This is a genomic window from Chloracidobacterium thermophilum B, from assembly GCF_000226295.1.
Classification (GTDB): Bacteria; Acidobacteriota; Blastocatellia; order Chloracidobacteriales; family Chloracidobacteriaceae; genus Chloracidobacterium; species Chloracidobacterium thermophilum.
The window spans coordinates 1080184-1095565 of the sequence record NC_016024.1 but is presented as its reverse complement, the minus strand read 5'-3'; the positions used below and the strand labels follow the sequence as shown (position 1 = coordinate 1095565).

14 protein-coding genes are annotated in these 15382 nt (G+C 61.7%); 8 read left to right on the top strand and 6 right to left on the bottom strand.

All coding sequences use genetic code 11. The features are described from left to right. Positions 1-14 precede the first annotated feature (14 nt). Both iscB and lptE read left to right on the top strand, forming a co-directional pair. Positions 15-1346 carry an RNA-guided endonuclease IscB gene (gene iscB, locus CABTHER_RS04550; RefSeq protein ID WP_041569523.1) on the top strand — a complete coding sequence of 444 codons (1332 nt, stop codon included), beginning with the start codon at positions 15-17 and terminating at the stop codon, positions 1344-1346. 78 nt (positions 1347-1424) lie between these two features. After that, the gene (gene lptE, locus CABTHER_RS04545) at positions 1425-2030 is read left to right on the top strand and encodes an LPS assembly lipoprotein LptE (RefSeq protein ID WP_187288418.1); all 606 of its coding nucleotides are present in this window, start codon (positions 1425-1427) and stop codon (positions 2028-2030) included. A gap of 35 nt (positions 2031-2065) precedes the next feature. On the opposite strand, the gene CABTHER_RS04540 is transcribed toward lptE, so the two are convergent. Both CABTHER_RS04540 and CABTHER_RS04535 read right to left on the bottom strand, forming a co-directional pair. Continuing rightward, positions 2066-3193 carry an alpha/beta hydrolase family protein gene (locus CABTHER_RS04540; protein ID WP_148263938.1) on the bottom strand — a complete coding sequence of 376 codons (1128 nt, stop codon included), beginning with the start codon at positions 3191-3193 and terminating at the stop codon, positions 2066-2068. Next, the gene (locus CABTHER_RS04535; protein WP_014099413.1) at positions 3190-4002 is read right to left on the bottom strand and encodes a helix-turn-helix domain-containing protein; all 813 of its coding nucleotides are present in this window, start codon (positions 4000-4002) and stop codon (positions 3190-3192) included. Before CABTHER_RS04535 ends, CABTHER_RS04540 begins: the two co-directional genes overlap by 4 nt. Positions 4003-4197: 195 nt before the next feature. Between CABTHER_RS04535 and CABTHER_RS04530 the strand changes: the two genes are divergently transcribed. The 6 genes from CABTHER_RS04530 to CABTHER_RS04505 all read left to right on the top strand — a co-directional run bounded on the left by CABTHER_RS04530 (position 4198) and on the right by CABTHER_RS04505 (position 9727). After that, positions 4198-4731, top strand: coding sequence for a nitrous oxide reductase accessory protein NosL (locus tag CABTHER_RS04530; RefSeq protein ID WP_041569082.1), 534 nt, complete (start codon positions 4198-4200; stop codon positions 4729-4731). Positions 4732-4753: 22 nt separating this feature from the next. Continuing rightward, positions 4754-5314: a Maf family protein gene (locus CABTHER_RS04525; RefSeq protein WP_014099411.1), complete on the top strand. Its 561-nt coding sequence runs from the start codon at positions 4754-4756 to the stop codon at positions 5312-5314. A gap of 264 nt (positions 5315-5578) precedes the next feature. Beyond that, complete coding sequence (locus CABTHER_RS04520) at positions 5579-6679, top strand: hypothetical protein (protein WP_014099410.1); 1101 nt, start codon at positions 5579-5581, stop codon at positions 6677-6679. Then, positions 6672-7163, top strand: coding sequence for a QcrA and Rieske domain-containing protein (locus CABTHER_RS04515; RefSeq protein WP_014099409.1), 492 nt, complete (start codon positions 6672-6674; stop codon positions 7161-7163). Before CABTHER_RS04520 ends, CABTHER_RS04515 begins: the two co-directional genes overlap by 8 nt. Continuing rightward, on the top strand, positions 7135-8256 hold the full coding sequence (locus CABTHER_RS04510; protein ID WP_081464695.1) for a cytochrome b: 1122 nt from the start codon (positions 7135-7137) through the stop codon (positions 8254-8256). Before CABTHER_RS04515 ends, CABTHER_RS04510 begins: the two co-directional genes overlap by 29 nt. A gap of 19 nt (positions 8257-8275) precedes the next feature. After that, positions 8276-9727, top strand: coding sequence for a cytochrome ubiquinol oxidase subunit I (locus CABTHER_RS04505; RefSeq protein ID WP_014099407.1), 1452 nt, complete (start codon positions 8276-8278; stop codon positions 9725-9727). A 363-nt stretch (positions 9728-10090) separates the two neighbouring features. Here the strand turns inward: CABTHER_RS04505 and CABTHER_RS04500 are convergent, their stop codons facing one another. The 4 genes from CABTHER_RS04500 to CABTHER_RS04485 all read right to left on the bottom strand — a co-directional run bounded on the left by CABTHER_RS04500 (position 10091) and on the right by CABTHER_RS04485 (position 15286). After that, complete coding sequence (locus CABTHER_RS04500) at positions 10091-10450, bottom strand: ArsR/SmtB family transcription factor (RefSeq protein WP_041569519.1); 360 nt, start codon at positions 10448-10450, stop codon at positions 10091-10093. An 11-nt stretch (positions 10451-10461) separates the two neighbouring features. Continuing rightward, the gene (locus tag CABTHER_RS04495) at positions 10462-13755 is read right to left on the bottom strand and encodes an efflux RND transporter permease subunit (protein WP_014099405.1); all 3294 of its coding nucleotides are present in this window, start codon (positions 13753-13755) and stop codon (positions 10462-10464) included. 68 nt (positions 13756-13823) lie between these two features. Next, positions 13824-14036: a YgaP family membrane protein gene (locus CABTHER_RS04490; RefSeq protein ID WP_041569081.1), complete on the bottom strand. Its 213-nt coding sequence runs from the start codon at positions 14034-14036 to the stop codon at positions 13824-13826. Positions 14037-14068: 32 nt separating this feature from the next. Beyond that, positions 14069-15286, bottom strand: a complete 1218-nt coding sequence (locus tag CABTHER_RS04485; protein WP_014099403.1) for an efflux RND transporter periplasmic adaptor subunit — start codon at positions 15284-15286, stop codon at positions 14069-14071. Positions 15287-15382: the final 96 nt, after the last annotated feature.

Below are 15382 nucleotides of genomic sequence, written 5' to 3'. Positions count from 1 at the left end.
GAAAGGAGTTGAACTTGGCAGTTTTCGTGTTGGATCGCAGGAAAAAACCGCTGATGCCGTGCTCGGAGAAGCGGGCGCGGCTGCTGTTGGAACGTGGGCGGGCGCGGGTGCATCGGCTGGTGCCATTCACCATCCGGCTGCTCGATCGTGAGCAGGAAGATTGCGCCCTGCAACCCGTGCGGCTCAAGCTCGATCCCGGCAGCAGGGCAACGGGTGTGGCCCTGGTTCGAGAGTCGCAAGAGGTCGGTGCCGACACGGGCGAAGTGCAGCGCAGCGCCCACGTGCTGTTCCTGGCTGAGCTCGTTCACCGCGGGCACGCGATCCGCGCTGCACTCAGACAGCGCGCGGCGTTTCGTCGGCGTCGGCGCTGCGCGAACCTGCGCCACCGCCAGTCCCGCTTCGATAACCGAACCCGGCGGAATGGTTGGCTGCCGCCCAGCCTGCAACACCGCGTGGACACGATCACGTCCTGGGTGCGGCGGCTGTGCCGCTGGGCGCCGGTTTCGTCACTGTCGCAGGAACTGGTGCGGTTCGACACCCAGGCGCTGCAAAACCCGGAAATCTCCGGCATCGAGTACCAGCAAGGAACATTGGCTGGCTGCGAAGTGCGGGAGTATCTGTTGGAGAAGTGGGGTCGCAAGTGCGCCTACTGCGATGCAGAAAACGTGCCGCTGGGGATCGATCACATTCATCCGCGCTCAAAGGGCGGAAGTGACCGCGTGAGCAATCTGACGCTGGCCTGTCATCCTTGCAACCGGCGCAAGGGCGCGCAAGGCATTGAGGATTTTCTGGCGAAAGACCCGAAGCGACTGGCCCGCATCGAGGCCCAGCGAAAAGCGCCGTTGCGCGATGCGGCTGCCGTCAACAGCACGCGATGGGAACTGTGGCGCCGCCTGACGGCCACAGCCCTGCCGGTCGAGGCTGGAACGGGCGGGCGGACGAAGTGGAACCGACATCGGCTCAACCTTCCAAAGGCGCATGCGCTGGATGCAGCCTGTGTGGGCGAAGTCCACGCTGTTACCAACTGGCGGGTTCCGACGCTGAACATCCAGTGCACAGGACGCGGGAGCTATCAACGCACGCGCCTGACGAAGCATGGGTTTCCACGCGGAGACCTGACCCGCAGCAAGAGTGCATTCGGGTTTCAGACCGGGGACCTGGTGCGTGTGGTCGTGACGACCGGCAAAAAGGCAGGCAACTACCTGGGTCGTGTCGCCATTCGAGCCAGCGGCAGTTTCAACATCCAGTCCGCAACCGGGCTGGTACAAGGCATCCATCACCGATTTTGCACACTGCTCCAGCGTGCAGACGGGTATGGATATTCGTGGACAAGGATAGCCATCTGAAGAAAGGAGATGCGGGAACAGGGCGGCTTGCGCCGCTGCGCTATCCCTCCCCGGCCTGAAGGCCGGGGTCTCCCGCGCATGAGGATGACACGCTTCACCGTCCCAAACCGCCCAACATCCACCGAATATGCCACCGTCCGTCTTCAGCCAGTCCGCTGGTGGGGCCGGCCGCTGGTGGTCTGGCTTTTGCTGTTGGGCTGTGTCGGGGCGGGCCCCTGCGGCTACCGCCGGCTGGACGCCGGGGGCGCTTTTCCGCCGGAAGTCAAAACCCTTGCGGTTCTGCCTTTTACCAACCAAACCCTGCGTTACCGCATCGAGCAACGGTTCACCCAGGCCGTCATTGAGGAAATCCTGCGTCGCCGCCTGCCTGTTGTTCTGACCAACAAGCCGGAGCAGTCCGACGCGGTGCTGTCCGGCGACATCCTCGCGGTGACGACCGGCCAGGCGCTGGTGGACAATCGCGGCACGGTGCGGCTGTTTCAGGTGGCCATCCGGTCGCGTGTCACCCTCCGCGACCAGACCCGCAACCGGGTGCTGTTTGACCAACCCAACCTCGAATTTCGCGGCGAATACGAGTTTTCTTCCGATCCACGCTCGTTCTTCAACGAAGAAGACCCGGCGGTGGAACGTCTGGCCCGCGATTTTGCGCGCAGTGTCGTCACCACCATGCTGGAACGGTTCTGAACGCGGTTCTGAACGGCCGGGGCGGCGGCGCAACCTCAGCGGAGGCGATGCGCCAACTCCAGAAATTCGCGCAGAAACTGTGCCACTTCGAGCTTTTCGGCCGGCGTGGCCGTGGCGGCCACTTCCACATGCCCGACGGCCGGGCTGATCAGAACGCGGCAACGCCCCTGCAGTCCCCGCGCCAGCCACTGGGTTTCGGAACAGGGCACAACGGCATCGTGCGCCCCATGCACGAGAAACACCGGACACCGCACCCGGGCCAGCACATCATGCGGAGAAACGCTGCGCAGCGCCGCGCGCCGCTGTGCGAGCTGCCGCCGCAGCACCGGCAGGACGGCTGTATTGTTGCCATTCCATAGTGCCTGCAGGGTGGCTTTTCCCTCCGACGACATGCGTTCCGCCTGCTCACGGGCTTTGTCCGTCTCCCCCCACAGCCAGTACCGCAGGGCCACCCGTCCGGGTTCGACCTCCGCCGGCGCAAACAGCGCAGCAGCATATTCATAGGCAAACAGCAGGACGCCATAGGGATCGGCCGGCAGCCGGAGCAGCTCGCCGCCGGGCGTCGGGATTTCATTCGTCAGCAGGAAGTTAGCCACCCGCTCCAGATCGTCGTGGGCGCCGACGGCCAGAACATAGCCAATGCTGGGAGCAAAGCGCGGGTCAGCGGCTGTCACCAGGCAGAGTCCGCCGGCAAAGGACAGTCCCATAACGCCTACCCGCCGGCGGGTCTGCCGGTGGAGCGCCTCCGCCGACCACCCAATCAGCTCCACGGCGCTTTTTTCAATGCGGTAATCGGCCAGCGAAGGCACATGGGGCGTCAGCACCAGCAAGCCCGTCGCCGCCAGCGACTGCGCAAAGGCTTTCAAACGGGCTTCATCCATGCCGTCTTTGTGAATGCCATGCACCAGCACGAGCGCTGGGGCATTGGACAGCCCTTCAGGCCGGTACAGGCGTGCCCGCACGGGACCTGACCGGGTGGGGAACGTCGTCGCCTCGGAGACGACCGGGTATCTGGCGAGCCAGGTGAGGTCCTGATGGACAGCGCAACAGACCACCGCTGCCCGTGCATCACCGGTTCCCCACACCAGACTCCACCAGCACAGATGGATGAACCAGCACAGGCCCCTTCGCAACGTGTCGCGTCCCGCGTGTGAACGGATCATCGCAGGTCAGCAGCCGGGTTGAGCTGTCCCATCAATCCGGTTTCGACAGTACTCGGTGTGATGACGGCGCGCTTGACCGTAATGCCATCCCGTGAGGGGAGTTCGAGGGAGCGACCATTGACCGTCACCGACACGAACTGCCGGGCACCGAGCGACAGCACGATTTTTTCCTTGGCGCGATAAAGCCGTACGTCATCCGGCAGCAGGATGAATTCCTCCTGCTTGCCGCCGTCCACCTGGATTCTGGTCCAGCACTTTCCCGTGGCACGCAGTTCCAAAACCAATTCGTCCGTTGGCGGCGGCAACGCCGGGTCGGGAGGCGAAGCCGGTGTGGTCGTAGCGACTGGAGGCGGCTCGGCGCTTGGGGTGGGCGGTGCCTGGGGCGAAGAAGTCTTCTGCGACGAAAGTAGCGGATGGCTGAGGAACTTCCACCAGCCGGGAAAAGCATACGAAGTCCCGGCAACGACAATGACCACTATGGAGAGGGTCAACGTCAGCAACAGGGCATTGCCGGTTTTGGGTGACGGAAGAAACTCCGGCGTGCGGCTGACTTCCTCATCCGTCGGAATTCGTGGACTGCCCGACTGCCGTTCATAAAGCTGCAGGGCACGGGCCTCGTCATAACCAATTGCCCGTGCGAACTGACGGATGAAAGACCGGTTGTACAGTTCGCCCGGTAACTCCCGGTAGTCATCGCGCTCAATGGCATGCAAAAAACGGATGGCAATGTTTGTCACCTGTGAGATTTCTTCGAGTGACTTGCCACGCGCTTCGCGTTGCTGCCTGAGTTCCTGCCCTAGCGTTGCCATGGCGGGGTCCTGCTCTGGGCTTGGAAAGCTAAGTGCCGGGCTTTTTTGGCGCAAGCATTTGTGTCATTTAAGCGAATCATGCCCCTGATTACGCCTATTCTCAGTGATGGTAGTCATGCGGCGCGGCGACTGTCAAATCAGCCGTCACCCAGGCAGCCGATGCGTTGCAGTCACTTTGAACCAAGGAGCTACGTCATGAAGCCTGACGGAACAACGGACAAGACACGCCGCCACCTGTTGCAAACCCTTCCCGTCCTGCTGGGCCTGTTGCTGACCGGTTGCCAACCGGGCTCCCCCCCCAGCCAGCCAGCAGCGGCTCAGCCAACGGCGCGCCCGGATAACAAACCGTCACCACCTGCCTGCCCCATCTGTGGTATGCCGGTCATCCGGGAGGAAAGCGAAAACTTCTTTGAAGCGACCATCCCCAATCAACCCCCTGTCCTGCTTTGTTCGGCCTTGTGCGCGGTTGTTTACACCGACCGCCATCCCGAAGTGACGCGCCTAGACGTGTTCGACTACCAGCGCCACACCCTCGTCCCGGCCCAGACGGCATTTCACCTCTACGAATCCAAGCTTGAAGTTCGGGCAGCCATGCCCCCCGTCACAGCGTCCTTTGCGGTTCGGGATGACGCCGAAGCGGCCCGGAAGGCCCACGGCGGACGGATCCTGACTTGGGAAGAACTGCGGCGTGCCATTCGTCAGACCAACTACTACAAAACCTCTCCCTAACAACGTTTTCCCGATGCATCCCATGAAGCTTATTCTGGCTTCGGCTTCTCCCCGGCGCATCGAGTTACTCACGCTGGCGGGCTATACGTTTGAAGTCTGTCCCACCGACGCTGATGAGACGCCGGACCCACGGGAGACCCCGGCGGAGTACGTCCAGCGGGTAGCCTTGGCCAAGGCCAAAGCCGTGAATATCTCCGAACCGGCGCTCATCCTGGGCGCGGATACCACGGTTGTTCTTGATGGGCAGCTTCTGGGAAAGCCAGCCGATGCGGCCGAGGCAGCGCAGATGCTCCGCCGCCTGAGCGGACGGCAACACGAAGTCCTGACCGGCGTGGCTCTGCGCCGGACGCCGGATGAACGGTGCCTCGTCACCTACGAACGCACCATTGTAACCTTTGACGACCTCTCCGAAGACTGGATTGCGGATTACATCGCCTCCGGTGAACCCTTCGGCAAGGCTGGCGCTTACGCCATCCAGGGACGGGCTGGCACCCGCATTACCCACATCGAAGGCAACTACCAGAATGTCGTCGGGCTGCCGGTCAGCACGGTCAACCGGCTGCTGGCGGCGTTGCACTGCTGAAACGACACACCTGAATCAGCCTACACTTCCGGCGGCCATTCCTCCGCTCGATCCACAGCCAGAGCAGATTACCGTTTTGCCGCACATTTTTCCAGGCAACAGCCAGAAGAAGCGGCTTTGATTTTTTTGACCCAGCACAGCCTGAATTGTACGTTGGTTCACGGAAGGTCATCCCCCCTTGCTGTCGCGGCAGCCTTCACCCTCTATGTATTCGCAGGTGAACGTCCCCAAGCGTTCTTCCTCTGTCTGTCGAGGAGACACTGCATGCCGTTTCCAACGCTTGATCCCATCCCCCTGCCGGCCCCGGTATGGCTGTTCAAGGTACTGCACATCGTCACCCTGTCACTGCATTTTGTGACGATTTACCTCATGGTCGGCGGCCTGACGCTGGCTGCGCTGTGGAACTTCCGCAGCCGAAACGACGCTGACACCCCGCTGTATGGCGCTTCGGCCGATCTGGCCCGCCGGCTGCCCGTGGTGATGACCTACCTGGTCAACCTGGGTATCCCGCCGTTGCTGTTTGCGCAGGTTTTGTATGGGCGCGCCCTTTACACAAGCAGCATTCTCATTGGTGTTTACTGGCTGGCCGTCATTTTTATTCTTACGGCAGCTTACTACCTGCTCTATGTAGCGGCCCGCCGGGCGGACCAGCGGCGCACCTTCTGGTGGTTGAGCCTGCTGTCACTGGTTGGTGTGACCTACATCGGACGCATCTACGCCACCAACCTCACCCTGATGCTCCGGCCCGAGGTCTGGCTGGAGCTGTACCGCGCTGACCCGCTTGGTGCGCAGCTCCCGACCGGCGACCCGACGACGCTGCCCCGTTTCCTCTTCATGATGCTGACGTCCTTTGCCGTCACTGGCGCGGCGCTGCTGGTGCTGGCGCAGTTTGGCCAGGCTGAAACGGATGTCCGGGCACTGCTCCACCGTTGGGGAAGCTGGCTTGCCGGGCTGGGTGGACTGCTGGCGATAGGTACAGGCGTTTGGGTTCATGCGACCCAACCGGCGGTTGTCAAAGCCGCCCTAGCTGACCATGCCTTTTACGCCTGGAGCCTGCCGGGCTTTCTGGCCTGTGCCGGACTGTTGGCCCTGTTTGGGTTCCTGTCCTTGAAAGTAACGGGTTGGATACCTGCCATTGGCGCGGCCGCCACCGGCTTCCTGGCCACGGTCATGGCGGTCATCGCCCGGGATGGAATTCGTGACCTGACCCTGCTCGCCAAGGGTTTTGATGTCTGGCAGCAGCCGGTCGCCGCCAACTGGCAAGTCGTCGTGCTCTTTCTTGTGCTGTTCGTCGCCGGACTTGGCGCGATTGGATGGATGATCCACGTACTGGCCAAAGCCAAAGGAGTTGCCCACCATGCCTGATGTGCCTGCCACGGAACACACCCTGGAACAGACTGAAGTCACCACGGATGCCACCCGCCGTACCTTTGTCGCCCTTGGCATCGGGGCGCTGGGCGCCTGTTATGCCGGACTTATCGGCTATCCGGTGTACCAGTATCTCGCCACACCGGCCCGCAAGGCCGCCGCTCAAGGGGCGGTGACGCAGGCCGTCCTGGATGGGGCAGACAAACTTCCGCCGGGTTCTTCCCTGATGTTCAAGTTCGGAACGACGCCCGCCATGCTCATTCACCACACGGACGGCAGTTGGGTCGCGCTGGGCGCGGTCTGTACGCATTTGGCCTGTACGGTGAGTTATGAACCGGAACAATCCCGGATTTACTGCGCCTGCCACGGCGGAGTGTATGACCCGAAGACGGGCCAGAACGTCGCCGGCCCGCCCCCCAAACCCCTGACCCGCTACAGTGTGGAGGTTCAAGATGGACGCATCGTGGTCACCAAAGCCTGATGTGGCGCGCTCCCGCTCGCTCGCCACCGCCGTTTACGAGTGGGTGGACGAACGGCTGGGACTGGAAGAAATCCTGGCACTGGCGCGCAAGAAAACCGTCCCCGACCACAAGCATTCGTTTTGGTACTACTGGGGCGGCATTTCCCTGTTTTTCTTCTTCGTACAGGTTTTCAGCGGCGTCCTGCTGCTGGTCTATTACCGGCCTGGTGCGGAGGCGTATGAATCCGTCCGCCAGATTACCTACGACATCCAGTTCGGGTGGCTCATCCGCTCGGCGCACTCATGGTCGGCGAACCTCATGGTGTTTGCCGTCTTCGTGCACATGTTTTCAGTCTATTTCATGAAGGCCTACCGCAAGCCCCGTGAGTTTGGCTGGTGGAGCGGCATGGCCCTGCTGGCCCTGACGCTGCTGTTTGGCTTCAGCGGCTACCTGCTCCCGATGGATGACCTGGCCTACTTTGCCACCAAAGTCGGGCTGGAAATCCCGGCCGCCCTGCCGCTGGTGGGCACCTTCCTGACGGACATCGTACGCGGCGGCCCCGAAGTGAGCGAAACGACCATCCAGCGGTTCTTTGCCCTGCACGTCGTCATCCTGCCGCTCATCTACCTGCCCATCCTGGCCTTTCACCTGTGGCTCGTGCAGAAGCACGGGAATGCCCTGCCGCCCAGTGAAGAAGCCAAACCGGAAAGCGAACGGCGGACGATTCCTTTCTTCCCCGATTTCTTCTCGCTCGATTTGGGCATGTGGCTCATTGCCCTCAATGTGCTTTCGATTCTGGCGTCGCTGTACCCGTGGCAGTTGGGGCCGCAGGCCGACCCGCTGGCCCCAGCGCCGGTGGGCATTCACCCGGAATGGTACTTCATGAGCCAGTTTCAGGTGCTCAAGGTCTTTGGGCGCTGGTTTCCCGGTGCAGCCGGTGAGGCGCTGGGCATTTCCCTCTTTACCCTCGCCATTGTCATCTGGGCCGCGATTCCACTGTTTGACACCCGCACCGCCGGCGGACGGCGGGCGCAGATGGCGACGTATTTTGGCTACTTTGCCCTGCTGGGCATGATTGTCTTCAGCATCTGGGGCTATCTCGACCTCAAGTAACCCCTTGGAGCCTTGCGTTATGAACTATCCGTTCTGGGATGTTCCCCTCATCGGTAGCGGTTGGGTCATCGGACTCATTGCCATCTTCCACGTCATGATTTCGCACTTCGCCGTGGGCGGGGGCTTCTACCTGCCGATGGCCGAAGCCAAGGCGCTGCGGGAAGGCCGCGAAGACTGGCTGCGCGCGCTGCGCGACCATGCCCGGTTCTTCATCATTCTGACCGGTGTATTTGGTGCAATGTCGGGCGTGGGCATCTGGTTTGCCATCGGGCTGGCACACCCGGAGTCCACCAGCACGCTCATCCACAACTTTGTTTTCGGTTGGGCGATTGAGTGGGTGTTCTTCATCGTCGAGCTGACCGCGGCCGCCGTGTACTACTACGGCTGGGACAAGCTTCCCCGCCGCACCCACCTCATCGTAGGCTGGATTTATGCCTTCTGCGCGTGGATGAGTCTGGTCATCATCAACGGCATTCTGACCTTCATGCTCACGCCCGGCGCGAGCTGGCTTGGTGCTGCCGGCACGGGACAGGAAGCGGCCTATTTCTGGCAGGCGTTTTTCAACCCGACCTACTTCCCCAGCCTCGTGCTGCGGACGCTGGTGTGCATCTCTATGGCTGGGGTGTATGCCCTCATCACCGCCAGCCGGATTGATCCAATTGCCGAACCGCAGCTCAAGGATGAACTCATCCGTTGGTCTGCCAAGTGGCTCCTGCCATCGTTCATCCTCGTGCCGGTCTGCTTCTTCTGGTACTTGGCCAGTGTGCCGGAATCCCAGCGCGCCCTGCTGAACTTGGGGATTTCCACCATCGGACAGGGCACGTTCACGCAGGTAACGCGCGCCGCCACGGTCGTTGTCATGACCTCGGCGACGATTCTGGCCTTTGTGTACTTTTCGGCCTGGCGCAACTCACGGCACTTCAACCTGGGACGTGCGCTGTGTGTCCTGTTTCTGGCCTTTGCCGCCACGGCCTCGGCCGAGCATTCGCGGGAAATGCTGCGCAAGCCGTTTGTCATTGGCGAGCACATGTATTCAAACGGCATCCGCAAGCAGGAAGTCGAGCGCTTCAACCGCGAAGGCTATCTGGCGAATTCGATGTGGCTGAAAACCGATGTGCCACCGGTCTCCCTGCGGCAGGTGGCCTTTGGACGTGAGATTGGGCCGGAGACGACGGCCAACTTGGCGCGGGGTGAACTCATGTTTCGCGGGCAGTGTCTGGCGTGCCATACGGTCGAGGGCTACCGCCCCATGGCGCGTCTGCTTCAGGGCCGCGACCGGCAGGCTATTATGGCCTTTCTGAAAACGCTTCACGAAAACAAGCCGGATTCACCCTACCGGAGCTACATGCCGCCGCTGGTCGGGACGCCGGATGAGATCGAGGCCCTGGCGGACTACCTCGATGCCATCCTCAACCACAACGTCAAAACCCGCTCCGGCCACATTGCCCAGGCCGGCAAAACCAACTTCTGACGCAGTACCGGAGCCGTTGCCTGTGACTTCAGCCGCCGGTGGGCTGCCTTGGCCCACCGGCTTTTTACTGTGAACCGAAGCAACCCAGCTTTTCCTGAACATCTGTAGCTCACAAGGTAGGCAGCTTTCAGCTACGTAGCCAGAGTTTTCCTTTCATCCAAGGAAACTGCACGGCGTGCAAATCGCTGTCCACCGAGAGGGTCACAAGTGAAGTGCTGACGACCACCCCGAACGCAAAGGTCGAGCGGACAGCCAAGGCCGTTCGACCGTCAACCCGACCTCGAAATTGACCTGGGAATTTCTGTTGAAAGCCGGTGAAGAAATCACCCTGACCTACCGCTACAGGGAAGCAAACCAGGTTGATCACGCCGCGGGGACGTTGGCACTCGCAGCCAGCGCCGCCTGCCGCGCCTGCAACTGGGCTTCGATACCGGCACACACCAGTTCGCACAGGGCAAAGATGCTCTCGTCGGCGATGCGGTACCGCACGCTCGTCCCGTCCCGGCGGCGGGCGACCATGCCAGCTTCAAGCAACTGCATCAGGTGCTTGGAAACATTGGCCTGGCCGTAGCCTGTCTCGGCGACGATTTCCGTCACGTTCAGTTCCCCATGCTCCCGCAGGAGGTTGAGCAACTTCAGGCGTGTCGGTTCGGACAACACACGAAAGCGGGCCGCTACCAGTTCCAGGGCTTCGTCACTCAAACGGTGGGAGGAGATTGGCATAAACGTCACCACTAGGATTTCAAGGCAGTTTCAACTTCAGCCACATCAGCCACGGGCGCTTCTGCACGGTCCTCCGGCAATGGACGTGCAGCTACCGGCCGCGGGCGGTGCGCAAGATAATATAGCGTTGGAACAGCCAAACGTGACAGGAACAGGCTGGCAATTTCGCCTGAAATCAGCGCCAGCGCCAAGCCCTGAAAAATCGGATCGAGAAGGATGATCCCGGCCCCGACAATCACGGCCGCAGCCGTCAACACCATCGGGCGGAAACGGACGGCGCCGGCATCAATCACCGCTTCTTCCAGCGGCATCCCCTCTGCCAGCCGCAGCTCGATAAAATCCACCAGGATAATCGAGTTGCGTACCACGATGCCGGCTCCGGCAATGAAGCCAATCATCGAAGTTGCCGTGAAAAACACTCCAAAGGCGGCATGGGCCGGCAAAATCCCGACCAGCGAAAAGGGAATCGCAGCCATGATGACCAGCGGCGTGATGAAGGAATCGAACCAACCCACTGTCAGTACATAGATGAGCACCAGTACGACGGCAAACGCCAGCCCCAGGTCACGGAAGACTTCATAAGTGATGTGCCATTCGCCATCCCATTTCATGGCATACCGGGCGTCGCTTTCCGGCTGGCGGGCAACGTAGCGCTCCATCACGGTTCCGTCCGGCAGCTTGAGTTCGTCCAGCGCCGCGTTGAGTTTGAGAATGGCATACACCGGGCTTTCCGTCCGCCCACCAGTGTCGCCAGTGACATACACCACCGGCATCAGATTCTTGTGATACAGCGGACGCTCGGCCAGTCCATCCTCACGCCGCACGAGTTCCTCAATCGCCACACCACTTCCCTGCCGGCCGGACAGGCGCAGGCGCGCCAGGGCATCGGCATCCGACCGGAAGGCACGGGGAGTCTCCAACACAATCGGTGTCGGCTCGCGCTCGGTCGGGAGATGAGCCAGACCGATGACCCGCTTGCTCAGCGCCCACTCCAGCGTACCCAACACGTCCTGCTCCAAAACGCCATGCCAGGCGAGACGCTCACGGTCAAGCCGAAAAACGGTTTGGGGCTGCGGCTCGACACCGTACCAGTCCACATCCACAACGCCCTCGGTTCGCTCAAAAACCGTCCGCACTTCACGGGCAATGCGCTCCCGTTCAGCGTCATTCGGGCCATAGATTTCGGCAACCAGTGTGGAAAGCACCGGCGGGCCTGGCGGCACCTCGGCGACCTTGATGCGCGCACCGTACTTTTCCGCCAGTGCCGTCAGCCCCGGACGCACCTGCTTGGCAATGTCATGCGATTTGGCCGCACGGTTGTGCCGGTCTGTCAGGTTGACCTGCAAATCAGCCACCAGCGGCCCGCGCCGCAGAAAGTAATGCCGCACCAACCCGTTGAAGTTGTAGGGCGCGGCCGTCCCGACGTAGGACTGGACATCACGCACATCGGACTGGGTCAGCAGGTAATCGGTCAACTCACGCGCCAGCGCACCGGTACGCTCCAGCGGTGTGCCTTCCGGCATGTCCACGATGACTTGAAACTCCGACTTGTCATCAAAGGGCAGCATCTTGACGATGACGGCCTTGAGCGGCACCAGCAGGAGAGCGATGAGAAGCAATCCGACGATACCGCCCAGAAACGACCACTGCCATTTCGGCTCGTAAATGATGCGCTTCATAACGCGCCGGTAAAGCCGCGTCATGAAGCCTTCTGGTTCGTCTCCATGTTCGCCATCTCCTGTGTGGCTGTCCCCGGAAGAGGCCTTGCGGGAAAGAATCCGGTAAGCGGCCCAGGGCGTAACCACAAAAGCCACCAGCATTGAAAAGGCCATTGCTGCCGAAGCCCCAATCGGAATCGGGCGCATGTAGGGCCCCATCAGTCCGCCGACAAATGCCATGGGCAAAATGGCAGCCATCACGGCCAGCGTCGCCAGAATGAGCGGTGAACGCACTTCGTTGACGGCTTCCACCGTGATGTCCAGCGCCGACCGCCGGCGATTTTTGGCCATGCGCGCATGACGCACGATGTTTTCGACATCCACGATGGGGTCATCCACCAGAATCCCAATCGAGAAAATCAGGGCAAACAGTGTGATGCGGTTGAGTGTAAAGCCCAGCCAGTAAAAGGTAGCCAGCGTCAGCGCCAGCGTGACCGGAATGGCAACGCCGACAATCCACGATTCACGCCAGCCGAGCATGAAGCCAATGAGCACCATAACGGAAACGACAGCAATGAACATGTGGAACAGCAGCTCATTGGATTTCTCGGCTGCGGTCACACCATAGTTGCGCGTCACCGTCATGTGTACATCGGAAGGGATAACATCCCCTTGGCGTGCCTCAACCCGCTTGAGGATTTCATCGGCCAGTTGTGTCGCATTGACCCCCTTCCGCTTGGAGATGGAAAGTGTCACAGCCGGATATTCACCGATGGGCTGCCCGGTTGTCTCGTCACGTGCTGCATGACGCACAAAGTGCGTCATTTCCTCAGCGCCATCCTGAATGTCGGCAACATCGCGCAGGCGAATCCACCGCTCCGGGCTTCCGCCGACGACAATCTCTCCCAGGGCCGCCGCACTGTCCACGGTAGCTGTGGCGATGACAACGCACGCTTTGTCGTCACGGGCCACTTCGGAAGGCGACAGCCCCCGGTTGGCAGCCGCAAGGCGCGCTGCCAGTGCATCAGCCGTCAGGCCGTAGGCCTCCATCCGTGCCGGATCAACGATCATCCGAAACTGCCGCCGCGCTCCGCCAATGACCTGGGTTTCAGAAACGTCCGGCGTCTGCTTGACGATGTTTTCCACTTCGGTCGCAACGCGCCGCAGGGCGAGATCGTCCTGGGTGGTGCTCCAGAAGGTCAGTGCCAGGATGGGCACGTCATCTATTGAACGGGCCACCACCTGTGGCGGCGTCGCTTCTGGTGGCAGGGCAGCAGCATTGGCATCGAGCTGTCGGCGCAGCCGGACGAGAGCATCCTCTTCCGGCACACCCACGAAAAACCGGACGACCACGAGGGTCTCGCCGGGCGTTGTTGTCGAATAGACATACTCCACACCAGGAATGGACCACGCCAGCCGCTCCAGCGGCGTTGTCAGCCGCTGCTCGGTCTCCTTTGCCGAGGCTCCGGGCAGACGGCTCATAACATCAATCATCGGAACGACAATCTGTGGCTCTTCCTCGCGTGGCAACGCCCACACGGCCGCCAATCCGACCAGCACCGAGGCCAGAATGACCAGTGGCGTCAGCCTGGACAGAATGAAAAAGCGCACGATGCGCGACATGAGATTGTCCGTTTCAGCCGACATAACAAACTCCACTTCCGTCGCAGGAACTGCGTCACAGGAGTTGCTTCACAGGATGCGACGCGCACCCATTACCGCTCGCAGGCTATTTCAGCCGCGCGTTTGACCCCCAGGCGGCGCAGAATGGCCATCATCGGACACCAATCCGCCACCCCGCCCAGAATGAGATTCAGCCCGACAAAAGCCGTCAGCAGCAGGGCATAGGGCGTCCACCATACGCCGGCCGCCAGACTCGCCAGGACCACAACACCGGCAATCACAAACAGGATACGTTCCATAGGCATAACCAATGTTCCTCCTTGGATGACAAGCAAACTTATGGCGCTGACAGCTTGACGCCATCGCGCAACTCAGCGTGGCCAAACACCACGGTTTCGCCTTCACGCAGTCCCGTCAGCACTTCCACCCGGCCGTCAAGCCGCTCGCCGACGGTGATGATGCGCCGCCGGACGATGCTGGCTGCGTCCACGACAAAGACGCTCTGCAATCCACCCTGCTCAGCGACGGCCGCTGCCGGAACGGTCAGAACATCGCGGATGTCACGCGGTATCAGGACGCGGACAAACATGCCGCTGGAGGCCCTGGCCGACGGCGGCAGTTCAACCTTGATGGTGACGGTGCGCGTCACCGGATCAGCCGCCGGGCTTTGTTCAACCAACGTTCCGTCCACCACTTCCCCACCGGGCAGCTCAATCCGCAGGGTTTGTCCAAGGCGCAGGGCCGCTGCCGGTTCGGCTTCGACTTCAGCGACGGCGCGCAACGGGCCAACCGATTCCAGGACGAGCAGTGGCACGCCGGGTGCAGCCAGCGCACCAGGATCAACCAGGCGCGCGGCAATACGTCCGGCAAAAGGCGCGACAATCTGGGTCTGCGCCACCTGGGTTTCGGCTTCGCGGCGGCGTTGCTGTCCGACGGCAACCTGCGCCTGGGCGCGGGCCAGTTCCGCCTGCTCGGCCGCCAACTGCCGCTCGGCAGCTTCAAGGGCAGCCTCAGCCGCCTTGAGCCGGCCTTCAGCAATGTCGCGGCTCTGCCGGGGCACATCGCCAGTGACAAAGAGCTTTTCCTGCCGTTCGTAGAGGGTCTGGGCCAGATCGCGTTCGGCGCGGGCCCCGCGTACGTTGGCTTCAGCCGCTTCAATCCGGCGGCGGATGGCCTCGGTTGCGTTTTTCAGGGCTTCGACTTCCGCCTGGCTGGTTGCCAGTCCGGCTGTCGGGAGGGCGGCATCGAGCGTCACCAGACGCTGCCCGGCGCGGACGCTGTCGCCAAGCCTGACGGCAACGGATGTCACACGCGCCGTCACTTCAGCGGACAGGCTGGCGACCTCCCGCGGCCGGAGTGTCCCCGCAATCCGCCACACTCGCGGATAGGGCTGCCGGCGCACGACTTCCCGGCTGACATTCGCCGTCAGCACGGGACGATTTTCAGCCGCCGCCGATGGCTTATGGGAGGCCAGCCGACTGCCCAGCCACAGGAGTCCAGCCACTCCAAAAATAACTCCAACCACGACGGCGATTCGCTTCCACCAGCTGGACATCACGGCAAGAGCACCTCGTTCTGCAAGCTATCGCACTTTTATAACTATAAAAGCATAAAGTCAAGTATCCTTTCTCACGCCCGACCAGCGGCGAGC

Bases quoted from the DNA above. Each gene is read 5' to 3' on its own strand.
- lptE (WP_187288418.1), top strand. From the start codon at position 1,425: ATGAGGATGACACGCTTCACCGTCCCAAACCGCCCAACATCCACCGAA.
- CABTHER_RS04540 (WP_148263938.1), bottom strand. From the start codon at position 3,193: ATGATCCGTTCACACGCGGGACGCGACACGTTGCGAAGGGGCCTGTGC.
- CABTHER_RS04535 (WP_014099413.1), bottom strand. From the start codon at position 4,002: ATGGCAACGCTAGGGCAGGAACTCAGGCAGCAACGCGAAGCGCGTGGC.
- CABTHER_RS04530 (WP_041569082.1), top strand. From the start codon at position 4,198: ATGAAGCCTGACGGAACAACGGACAAGACACGCCGCCACCTGTTGCAA.
- CABTHER_RS04525 (WP_014099411.1), top strand. From the start codon at position 4,754: ATGAAGCTTATTCTGGCTTCGGCTTCTCCCCGGCGCATCGAGTTACTC.
- CABTHER_RS04520 (WP_014099410.1), top strand. From the start codon at position 5,579: ATGCCGTTTCCAACGCTTGATCCCATCCCCCTGCCGGCCCCGGTATGG.
- CABTHER_RS04515 (WP_014099409.1), top strand. From the start codon at position 6,672: ATGCCTGATGTGCCTGCCACGGAACACACCCTGGAACAGACTGAAGTC.
- CABTHER_RS04510 (WP_081464695.1), top strand. From the start codon at position 7,135: ATGGACGCATCGTGGTCACCAAAGCCTGATGTGGCGCGCTCCCGCTCG.
- CABTHER_RS04505 (WP_014099407.1), top strand. From the start codon at position 8,276: ATGAACTATCCGTTCTGGGATGTTCCCCTCATCGGTAGCGGTTGGGTC.
- CABTHER_RS04500 (WP_041569519.1), bottom strand. From the start codon at position 10,450: ATGCCAATCTCCTCCCACCGTTTGAGTGACGAAGCCCTGGAACTGGTA.
- CABTHER_RS04495 (WP_014099405.1), bottom strand. From the start codon at position 13,755: ATGTCGGCTGAAACGGACAATCTCATGTCGCGCATCGTGCGCTTTTTC.
- CABTHER_RS04490 (WP_041569081.1), bottom strand. From the start codon at position 14,036: ATGCCTATGGAACGTATCCTGTTTGTGATTGCCGGTGTTGTGGTCCTG.
- CABTHER_RS04485 (WP_014099403.1), bottom strand. From the start codon at position 15,286: ATGTCCAGCTGGTGGAAGCGAATCGCCGTCGTGGTTGGAGTTATTTTT.